9 protein-coding genes are annotated in these 9,679 nt (G+C 71.2%); 4 read left to right on the plus strand and 5 right to left on the minus strand.

Features of this window, described 5'->3' with window-relative positions:
- The coding region (locus tag E2651_RS36600) for an acetyl-CoA acetyltransferase (RefSeq protein ID WP_135335576.1) at window positions 1-1,091 on the minus strand (1,091 nt) is incomplete at its 3' end.
- Window positions 1,092-1,245: 154 nt separating this feature from the next.
- On the opposite strand from E2651_RS36600, the gene E2651_RS36605 reads away from it, so the two are divergent.
- Complete coding sequence (locus tag E2651_RS36605) at window positions 1,246-2,472, plus strand: acyl-CoA dehydrogenase family protein (RefSeq protein WP_135335583.1); 1,227 nt, start codon at window positions 1,246-1,248, stop codon at window positions 2,470-2,472.
- A complete protein-coding gene (locus E2651_RS36610) occupies window positions 2,472-2,948 on the plus strand; it encodes a nitroreductase family deazaflavin-dependent oxidoreductase (RefSeq protein WP_135335577.1) in 477 nt (158 codons plus the stop codon). The genes E2651_RS36605 and E2651_RS36610 overlap by 1 nt, the downstream gene beginning before the upstream one ends.
- 173 nt (window positions 2,949-3,121) lie before the next feature.
- Here the strand turns inward: E2651_RS36610 and E2651_RS36615 are convergent, their stop codons facing one another.
- Window positions 3,122-3,769, minus strand: coding sequence for a TetR family transcriptional regulator (locus E2651_RS36615; RefSeq protein ID WP_135335578.1), 648 nt, complete (start codon window positions 3,767-3,769; stop codon window positions 3,122-3,124).
- A 361-nt stretch (window positions 3,770-4,130) separates the two neighbouring features.
- Between E2651_RS36615 and E2651_RS36620 the strand changes: the two genes are divergently transcribed.
- A complete protein-coding gene (locus E2651_RS36620; protein ID WP_135335579.1) occupies window positions 4,131-6,488 on the plus strand; it encodes a serine/threonine-protein kinase in 2,358 nt (785 codons plus the stop codon).
- A gap of 191 nt (window positions 6,489-6,679) precedes the next feature.
- On the opposite strand, the gene E2651_RS36625 is transcribed toward E2651_RS36620, so the two are convergent.
- The 3 genes from E2651_RS36625 to E2651_RS36635 all read right to left on the minus strand — a co-directional run bounded on the left by E2651_RS36625 (window position 6,680) and on the right by E2651_RS36635 (window position 9,147).
- Window positions 6,680-7,459 (minus strand): enoyl-CoA hydratase/isomerase family protein, encoded by a 780-nt coding sequence (locus tag E2651_RS36625; RefSeq protein ID WP_135335580.1) that lies wholly within the window; start codon window positions 7,457-7,459, stop codon window positions 6,680-6,682.
- Window positions 7,456-7,917 (minus strand): OB-fold domain-containing protein, encoded by a 462-nt coding sequence (locus tag E2651_RS36630; protein WP_135335581.1) that lies wholly within the window; start codon window positions 7,915-7,917, stop codon window positions 7,456-7,458. Before E2651_RS36630 ends, E2651_RS36625 begins: the two co-directional genes overlap by 4 nt.
- Before the next feature lie 78 nt (window positions 7,918-7,995).
- Window positions 7,996-9,147, minus strand: a complete 1,152-nt coding sequence (locus tag E2651_RS36635) for a lipid-transfer protein (RefSeq protein ID WP_135335582.1) — start codon at window positions 9,145-9,147, stop codon at window positions 7,996-7,998.
- A gap of 127 nt (window positions 9,148-9,274) precedes the next feature.
- Between E2651_RS36635 and E2651_RS36640 the strand changes: the two genes are divergently transcribed.
- A partial coding sequence (locus E2651_RS36640; RefSeq protein WP_167829001.1) for an AMP-binding protein occupies window positions 9,275-9,679 on the plus strand: 405 nt, incomplete at its 3' end.

Here is a 9,679-nt window from a genome sequence, read left to right on the forward strand (position 1 = left end):
GCCTCCCCCCGCAGCTGCCGCACCGCCTCCACCAGCAGGAACAGGCCCCGCATTCCCGGGTGTTGGGCCGAGAGTCCGCCGCCGTCCGTGTTCGTGGGGAGCTCCCCGTCCCGCAGCAGGCGGCCCTTCTCCACGAACGAGCCGCCCTCGCCCTTCGCGCAGAAACCCAGATCCTCCAGCGTCACCAGCGTCATATACGTAAAGGCGTCATAGATCTGCGCCACGTCCACGTCCGCCGGCCGCACCCCCGCCCGCTCGAACGCCAGCCGGCCGCTCACCGCCGCCGGGGAGACGGTGAAGTCGTCCCACTCCGACATCGTCGTGTGGGAGACGTGCTCGCCCGCGCCGAGCACCCAGACCGGCGCCGACGCGCAGTCGGCCACGTACTCCTCGGCGGCCAGCAGCACCGCGCACCCGCCGTCGGAACGAATGCAGCAGTGCAGTTTGGTGAACGGGTCCGCGATCATCGGGCCGTCCAGGACCTCGTCCACCGTGATCGGGTCGCGGAACATCGCGTCCGGGTTGGTCGCGGCGTTCGCCCGTGCCTGCACGGCCACCGAGGCGAGCTGTTCCAGCGTCGTGCCGTACTCGTGCATGTGGCGGCGCGCGGCCATCGCGTACTTGGCGATCAGCGAGTGCCCGTACGGGACTTCGAACTGCAGCGGTCCCCGCGCGCCGAACGACAGATTCGACGTACGCCGTTTCGCCTTGATGTCCGCGCGCGCCGTCGATCCGTACACCAGGAGTACGGCGTTCGCCCGCCCCGCCGCTATCGCCTCCGCCGCGTGCGCGGCCATCACCTCCCAGGTGGCGCCGCCGACCGAAGTCGAGTCCACCCAGCGGGGTTTGAGGCCCAGGTACTCGGCGACCTCGACCGGGGCGAGGGTGCCGAGGCCCGCCGATGCGATGCCGTCGATGACGTCGCGGCCGAGCCCGGAGTCGGCGAGCGCGCGGCGGGCGGCCTGGGCGTGCAGGGCGTACGGCGTGGCCTCGTCGACCCGGCCGCAGTCCGAGAGGGCGACACCGACGACGGCGACCTTGCGGGAACGGGAAGTGGCACGGGCGGCGGTAGCGGTATCAGCAGCAGCCATGAATCTGACGGTACATCAGATTCAGCACCCGGGCCGAGAGCCGGGATCGCATCGCGTCACGTCAGCGCTCTGTGCATATCGCCGCCACCGTCCTAGCATGACGGCCCGTCAGATCTGGGTACCGGGCCGCCGGGCCCTGGGGAGGAGCCTGCCGATGGACGCCGCCTTCAGTGCGGAGCAGGACGAGATCCGCCGCACCCTTCGCGAAGTGATCACCAAACGCTGCGGCCCCGACGAGGTAAAAGCCGCGGTACGCACCCCGGCCGGCCATGACTCCGCCCTGTGGGCCGCCCTCGCCGAACAGCTCGGTCTGCCCGGCCTCGCCCTCCCGGAGGCATACGGAGGAGTCGGCTGCACCACCGCCGAACTGGCCCTGGGGTGCGAGGAGTTGGGGCGGGCCCTCGCCCCCACCCCGCTCTTCGCCACCGCGGTCCTCGCCGCCCCGCTGATCCTCTCCCTCGGCACCGAGGAGCAGCGCGCCGAGCTGCTGCCCCGCATCGCCGCCGGCGAGCTGACCGCCGCGCTCGCCGTCCCCGGCACCGGACTCGCCACGGCCCTCGGCCTCGTCGGCGACAACTCCGGCGACTGGTCGGGCGGCGGCCGCGCGGGCGGCGTACAGGCGAGGCTCTCCGACGGGGTGTGGCGGCTGTACGGGCAGGCCGAGCAAGTGCTCGACGGACACAACGCGGGCCTCCTTGTCGTGGCCGCGCACGCGGGAGGCTTCGCACGCTCCCGTACCCTCCTCTTTCTCGTACGCGATGGGGCGCCCGGCATGGTGCGCGCCCGGCAGACCGCGCTCGACGAGACCCGGACCCAGGCCCGTGTCGAACTGCGCGACGTGGAAGCGGAGTTGCTGGGAACGGACGAGTCGGATGTGCCGGTGGCGTTGGCCGCGGTCGGTGATGTCGCCGCCACCGTCGTCGCCGCGGAGGCCGTCGGCGCGGCGGACCGGGTGATGGAGCGGACCGTCGAATACGTACAGCAGCGAGAGCAGTTCGGCCGGGCGATCGGTTCCTTCCAGGCGGTCAAGCACCGCCTGGCCGATGTGTACGTGCAGGTCCAGGCCGCGCGCTCGGCCGCCTACTACGCCGCGTGGGCCGCCGGTGCCGAGGCCGCCGGGTTCGGCGGGCAGGGCGCGGAACGGGCGGGCGGGCTCGCGCTCGCCCAGGGCCTCGACGCGCTGCGGGTGGCCGCGTCCGAAGCCGTACAACTGCACGGCGGCATCGGCTTCACCTGGGAGCACGAGGCGCATCTGTACTTCAAGCGGGCGTCCAGCGACGAGCTGCTCTTCGGCCCGGTGCACCGGCTGCGGGCGCGGGCGGCGGAACGGGCGGGCCTGTTCGAGGGCGGGCCGGCCGCCGCTCTGGAAGAGGCCGTCTGATGCCGCCAGGTCTGCGTCTGATCCAGAAGGTGTCCTCCACCCGCGCCTTCGCCAAGATCGCCCCGCACTTCATCCCGGCGATGGACCGTACGGTGCACCGTCTGACCCGCGGCAAGGTCCTGCTCAGCGCGACGATGCTGCCCGGCGTCATCCTCACGGCGCGCGGCGCGAAGAGCGGACTGCCGAGGCGTACGCCGCTCGCGTGCATGCCGGAGAAGGACACGGGCGGTTGGCTGCTGATCGGTTCGAACTTCGGCCGACCGGGCCACCCCGCGTGGACGGCCAACCTCCTGGCCAACCCGGACGCCGACGTCAGCTGGCAGGGCAAGGACATCCCGGTGCGGGCAAGGCTGTTGAGGGGCGAGGAGCGGCAGGAAGCGTGGGACGCGGTGCTGGCCTTCTGGCCGCCGTACGCCACGTATCAATCCCGCGTGGAACGGGAGATCCGCCTGTTCCGCCTGGAGAGACGGAGCTGACAGCGCCCCAAAGGGGCGCGGGGCTGTGACATATGCGGCTCCGCCGCGTGGGCGCGACCAGCCACCGCGAACCCGCAGACGAGAACCGCGAACCCGCGGGGACCACAGCGGCGGATCACAAGCGTGATCCGCCGCTGTGGCTGACAGGACAAAAAGACGGGAGCCCCCAGGGGCTACTTCGTCGGCTTCTTGCCCGTCACTCCCAAATGCACCAACAACGCCAGATTAGGCTTGAGTTCGGCCTGCTTGACGCCCCACGTCTGGAATCCCCGCTGGTGCGAGGCGACCGCGGCGAGCATCGCCACGAGCGAACCGGCCATGGCCGCCGGGCTGACGTCCTTGTCGACCTTGCCCTTGGCCTGGAGTTCCTTGACCGTGTCCGTAAGGGAGTTGTTGACCGAGTTGAGGATCTTCATGCGGATCTTGTAGAAGCGCTTGTCACCCTCGGCGGCACCCAGATCGACGACCCTGAGGATCGCGTCGTTCTTGCGCCAGAAGTCGAGGAAGCCGTCGACCAGCTCCTGAGCGGTCTGCCACCCCGCCTTGCCGACCCAGGAACGCCCGTCGAGGAGCTGGGTCAACTCGGCGCCCTCGGCGGCCATTTGCTCGGCAATCTCCAGGACGGCGCCCTCGACGTCCGGGAAGTACTGGTAGAAGGTCGCTGGTGAAGTCCCCGCCTTCCGGGCGACGTCGATGACTTTGACGTCCCGGTAGGGCGAGGAGCTGAGCATCTCGCTGAGGCAGTCGAGCAGCTTCTGACGCGTCGCCTGACCGCGCCGACCGGCCACGCGGCCGTCGACGGTACGTACCTGTCCTGTCATGCCGTCAGCTTACCGAGGGGTGATCGGAGCGCGATTCGGCCGAGTGCAAATGGGGTTGGGGGCGGTATTCGTCTCGGTATCCGCCTGATTCGGTCCGCGAGGCATCCCGGGTCCGGTGGCGGATTTCGACCCCCTCCAAATTGGAGCAGGTGTTCGAATCGAGCGCCTCTGACGCTTCTTCTTCCCCTTACGCCCCTTCTTGCGTCTCCTTTGTCCCGAGACACCCCGATCCCGCCCCCGGTTCGCAACCGTCGCCCCGGACAGGAAGAATCAGGGTGCGTGCCGCCGTAGCGGCTCGGTGGTGAGACGCTGCACGGGGCCGCTCGATACGGTGCCCGCGTACGGGGAGGTGGCAGGGCAAGTGGTGGATCAGCTGACGCAGCACGATCCGAGGCGGATCGGCCCGTTCGAGGTGCTCGGCCGGCTCGGAGCCGGAGGCATGGGCCTTGTCTACCTCGCGCGCTCCGCGTCAGGGCGGCGTGTGGCGATCAAGACGGTCAGGACCGAGCTCGCCGAGGACCAGCTGTTCCGGGTCCGCTTCACGCGCGAGGTCGAGGCCGCACGGGCCGTGTCCGGTTTCTATACGGCCGCCGTCGTGGACGCCGACCCGCGCGCCGCGGTGCCGTGGCTCGCCACCGCGTACGTTCCCGCGCCCTCCCTCGAAGAAATAGTGAATGAGCACGGGCCGCTGCCCACCCAGGCCGTGCGCTGGCTCGCGGCGGGCGTGGCCGAGGCCCTGGAGTCCATCCACGGCGCGGGCCTGGTCCACCGCGACCTCAAGCCGTCGAACGTACTCGTCGTCGAGGACGGCCCCCGCGTCATCGACTTCGGCATCGCGTCCGGCGTCTCCAACACCCGGCTGACCATGACGAACGTCGCCGTGGGCACCCCCGCGTACATGTCGCCCGAGCAGGCGAAGGACTCGCGCAGCGTCACCGGCGCCAGCGATGTCTTCTCGCTCGGCTCGATGCTCGTCTTCGCCGCCACCGGGCACGCGCCCTTCCACGGCGCGAACCCCGTCGAGACCGTCTTCATGCTCCTCCGCGAAGGCCCTGACCTCGAGGGACTCCCGGACGAGCTGCGTCCGCTCATCGAGACGTGCATGCAGATGGAAGCGGCGCTGCGGCCCAGCCCCGCCGACCTCCAGGCCCAGCTCGCGCCGCACCTCTTCGCCTCCGAGAGCGAGGACGGCGACAGCGGTACGGCGTCCGCGTGGCTGCCGGAGCGTGCCGTCGCCCTCATCGAGGCCCGCAGGGGCGGCCGCCCGCCCGCACGGGTCCCCGCCTCCTCCTCCGGCCGGAGCGGCGGACGAGGCGCCGCCCCCGCCGCCGCGCCGCAGCCCTCGCACGCGCCGCCCGCCCAGCCGTCCCAGCCGCCGCAGCTCGGCGGCGTACCGGACGCGGGGCCGGTGCGCCTCGCCGGGGCGAAGGTGCCGATCGGGCCCGGACCCAAGGTGGCCGACGCCCGCGCCGCAGCCGTGGCCGCACCGCCCGCCGAGGCCGGCCTCGCCGCGTCCTGGTCGCGCTCCAAGGCCGCGGCGAACGGCGCCGACCCCGTGGTGCCCGCGCCCACCGTGGCGCCGGACGCGGGTGCTGCCTGGCGCCCATGGCGGTTCCGTATGTCCAACGACGTATGGGGCACGCCCGCCGTCGCCGGGAACCTGGTCTACGTCACGTCCTTCGAGGTGCACGCCCTGGACGTGAGCACGGGCCGCCGCAGCTTCAAGACGCGGGACGTCGCCTGGTCCATGGCGGTCGCCGACGGACGTATCCACGCCTCCGACGGCCCCACGCTGTACGCGCTCGACGGCGCCGACGGCTCGGACCTGTGGCGGCTGCCCACCGACGCCTGGGTGTACTCCCTGCACGCCGACCGGGGCACGGTCGTCACCGGCACGCGCGGCGGCGGCGTACAGGCCTGGGAGGCGGCGAACGGCGAGAAGCTCTGGGAGATCACCGGAGCCCAGACCGACTTCGAGACCCCCGAAGCGGGCCCCGTCATCCACGACGGCACGGTCTACGTCTGGCAGAACGCGCGCCTGCGCGCCCTGGAGGCACGCACCGGCGAGGAGCGCTGGTCGTACCCGATCGGCGACGCGGCCTCCTGCGGCGGCGTACCGGTCCGCCTGACGCAGGCGGAGGACGGCTACGTATACGTGTCCGCCGGGACGCGCGTCCTCGCGATCGACGTGGCGGGCGGCCATGTCCGCTGGCACTTCGAGGCGCCCGCCGTCTTCCTGTGCCCGCCGGCGTTCGCGCCGGGGCCCGCGGTGACGGGCGGCGGCGTGTATCTCGCCGACTACCTGGGCACTGTGTACGCCCTCGACGCCACCGACGGCCGTGATCGCTGGCGCATCGCCACGGAGTCCCGGGCGTCGATCGAGCCGGTGCTCGTCGCCGACGGCCATGTCCACGTGGGCAGCGGCAAGGGCCTCTACACGCTGGACGCGGTGACGGGCACGCCGAAGTGGCGGTTCCAGGCGGGCGGCGAGGTCGTCGGCACGCCGGTCGTCGCCGACCGGCGCATCCACTTCGGCTCGACCGACCACCTGCTGTACACACTGAAGGCCGACGACGGCCGCCTGCGCTGGAAGCTGGCCACCGGGGGAGAGATCACCGGGGCGCCGGTGGTGCGGGACGGCGTCGTGTACGCGTGCAGCAAGGACCGGTGCGTCTACGCGCTGGACGCTGAGCGGGGGACCGGGACGGCCCGGTCCTAAGGACTCGGGGCTTCCCTGCCGGTGGGACGGCCGTCGTACCAGGCTTGGAAGGGGCTAGACGGCGGCCGCCACTGCTGACGCTACGCCGTCTGTGTGACCCACGCCACCCTCCCCTTCCGTACCCCGGTCATCTCCCCTTCCGTACCCCGGTCATCTCTTCTTCCGTACTCCGGTCATCTTCCGTACGCCGGTCATCTCGTCCGGTAGCCGGAGCCGCGGCCCGTGAACAGTCCCGCCTGCCGTTCCGGCGGCAGATTGCCGAGCGTGATCAGATGCGGCGCCTGTGCCAGGGCGTGCGCGCGGGCGGCCTCCCTGGACGACCAGAGCGCGCGCACCGTGCCCTGGACCGCCTCGGTCGGCTGGGAGGCGATGACCTCGGCGGCGTGCGTGGCGGCGGGCAGCAGCTCGGCGGGTGTGGTGAGCTCGGAGACCAGGCCCGTCTCGTACGCACGCCGTGCGGAGATCCGTTCCGCCGAGCCCATCAGCGACATCCGTGCGACCTCCCCGTACGGCATCCGCTGCGCCATGTGGATCGACTCGTAGGCGCTGACCATGCCGTACGTGGTGTGCGGGTCGAAGAACGTGGCGTGCTCGGCGGCGATCACGAACTCCGCCTCGCCGAGCAGATAGAAGGCGCCGCCGCACGCCATTCCGTTGACGGCGGCGACGACCGGCTTCCAGAGGTCGTTGGCCTTGGGGCCGATGGTCACGAGCGGATCGTCCATGGAGTAGGGGGAGCCGGGCTGCGGTACGTCGGTGTCGCGGTCGATGCCGGTGCAGAAGGCCTTCTCGCCGGCGCCGGTGAGGACGATGGCCCGTACGGTGTCGTCGAAGCGGAACTCTCGCCAGGTGGCGATGAGTTCGGCGGCCGTGTCCTGGTCTATGGCGTTGTGGCGGGCCGGGCGGTCGAGGGTGACGGTCGCGACGCCCGTCTCGTTGTCGGTGCTCACGTTCAGGGTTCCGGGGCTCATGGTCGCTCCAGGAGCCAGCGGGGCATCGCTATGCCGTCGATGTCGGTGAAGGCGATCTGGACCTTCGCGCCGATGCGGAGGCGTTCGGGGTCGACGGAGTTCAGCGGGGCGTCGGGGGCGGTGACGAGATTGCCGACCAGGCGGATGCGGGGGGCGTCGGCCAGTTCGACGATGATCGCGTTGTACGGGGCCTGTTCCGCGTACGCGGGGAGCAGGGGTGGGTGCGGGCGTACGTAGGACCAGATGCGGCCGCGGCCCGTCATCTTGCGCCATTCGCTGTCGAAGGACTGGCAATGGGGGCAGCAGGGGCGGGGCGGGAAGCGGAGCTCCTTACAGCCGGGGTTGGCGCAGGCCTGGATTCTTAGTTCGCCCTGAGCGGCGTACTGCCAGAAGGGGGCGCCGTCTGTGTCGATCGTGGGCGTCAGTAGGGGCTCGGTCTGTTGCGTTGCGTCTGCCATGTGGGTGTCCTTTTGCGGCTGCGGCTGCGGCTGCGGCTGCGGGTTGGTTGTGGTTGCTCGCGCAGTTCCCCGCGCCCCTTACGGGGCCCGTAGCAGTACCGCGGACGTCGGGACTCCCTCTCCCGCCGTCACCAGACAAGTGGCCGCATCCGGCACCTGCGCCGTGCTCGTGCCCCGCAGCTGCTTCACGCCCTCGTTGATCAGGTTGAAGCCGTGTACGTACGCCTCGCTCAGGCCGCCGCCCCCGGTGTTGATCGGCAGGCGGCCGCCGCTCTCCAGGGCGCCGCCCTCCGTGAACGCGCCGCCCTCGCCGCGGCCGCAGAAGCCGTACCCTTCGAGCGACAGCGGGATCAGCGGCGTGAAGGCGTCGTAGATCTGCGCCACGTCCACATCCTCCGGCCCGAAGTCCGCCTGTTTCCAAAGGTGTCGGGCCGCCGTCCACGCCGGGCCCGTCAACGGGTCGTCGTTCCAGTAGTTGACCATCCCGTGGTGCTGCGCGGGCAGCCCCTGGGCGACGGAGTGGACGTACACGGGCTTCTGGCGGCAGTCCCGGGCCCGCTCGGCGGAGACGACGACGCACGCCAACGCGCCATCGGTCTCAAGGCAGTTGTCGAAGAGGCAGAGCGGCTCGCTGATCCAGCGGGACGTCATATACATGTCGCGGGTCAGCGGGCGTTCGTACATCATCGCGGCCGGGTTCTGGTTGGCGCGGTTGCGGCAGGCGAGGGCGACGTTGAAGAGGTGGTCGCGGGTCGCGCCGTACTCGTGCATGTAGCGGCGGGCGAGCAGCCCGATCTCGTCGGCCGGGCGGAGCAGCCCGAAGGGGCGGGTCCACTGGGCGGGGGTGGGGAGTTGGACCGCCGTGTTCTTCCAGGGGCGCGGGCCGCTGCCCCGCTTCCGGGACCGCCACGCGACGCCGACGCTCGCCTGTCCGGTGGCGACGGCGGCCGCGAGGTGCGCGATGGTGGCGCAGGAACCGCCGCCGCCGTAGCCGACCTTGCTGAAGTGGGTGACGTCGCCGGCGCCGATCGCCTTGGCGATCTCGACCTCGTCCGTCTCCTCCATCGTGTACGAGGCGAACGCGTCGACCTCGGACGGCGCGATGCCCGCGTCGTCGAGCGCGGCGACGACGGCGCGGCACGCCAACGTCTTCTCGTCCTCGGGCAGTTGTTTCGCGAACGCGGTCTGTCCGATCCCGACTATCGCTGTAGCGTCTTTGAGTGAAGCCATGGGCAACGGCACCTCCCCGGGTGGCTAGGCCCTCAGGGCTTCGCCATACGTCGTCCCGACTGCTGACAGCGCGTCAGGTTACAGCTAATCTGACGGATAGTCAGCTACTGCGGCGGAGGGGCTTGCCATGCGCGGCGACCTGGAGTGGGGCAGCATCCCGGGACTGGTCCGGGCGGCCGCCGAGCGGTTCGGGGAGCGGGAGGCGGTCGTCGAGGGCCGCACCCGTATCTCGTACGAGGAACTCGGCCGGCGCGTGGACCGGGCGGCCGCCGCGTGCATGGCCAATGGCGTCAACTCCGGTGACCGGGTGGCGGTTTGGGCACCGAACACGCTCGACTGGATCGTCTCCGCGCTCGGCGCCGTGACGGCGGGCGCGGTCCTGGTCCCCCTGAACACCCGTTTCAAGGGGACGGAGGCGGCCTACGTCCTGGAACGCAGCCGCGCGAAGCTGCTCTTCATCACGGGCACCTTCCTCGGTACGTCGTATGTCGCCTCGCTGCGTCGTGCGACGGCCGAGGGGAGGGGGGATGGC

The sequence above is a fragment of the Streptomyces sp. MZ04 genome, assembly GCF_004684775.1.
Classification (GTDB): domain Bacteria; phylum Actinomycetota; class Actinomycetes; order Streptomycetales; family Streptomycetaceae; genus Streptomyces.

What these genes read in the sequence shown, in the direction of transcription:
- E2651_RS36605 (WP_135335583.1), top strand. Translation starts at nt 1,246, where the DNA reads ATGGACGCCGCCTTCAGTGCGGAGCAGGACGAGATCCGCCGCACCCTT.
- E2651_RS36610 (WP_135335577.1), top strand. Translation starts at nt 2,472, where the DNA reads ATGCCGCCAGGTCTGCGTCTGATCCAGAAGGTGTCCTCCACCCGCGCC.
- E2651_RS36615 (WP_135335578.1), bottom strand. Translation starts at nt 3,769, where the DNA reads ATGACAGGACAGGTACGTACCGTCGACGGCCGCGTGGCCGGTCGGCGC.
- E2651_RS36625 (WP_135335580.1), bottom strand. Translation starts at nt 7,459, where the DNA reads ATGAGCCCCGGAACCCTGAACGTGAGCACCGACAACGAGACGGGCGTC.
- E2651_RS36630 (WP_135335581.1), bottom strand. Translation starts at nt 7,917, where the DNA reads ATGGCAGACGCAACGCAACAGACCGAGCCCCTACTGACGCCCACGATC.
- E2651_RS36635 (WP_135335582.1), bottom strand. Translation starts at nt 9,147, where the DNA reads ATGGCTTCACTCAAAGACGCTACAGCGATAGTCGGGATCGGACAGACC.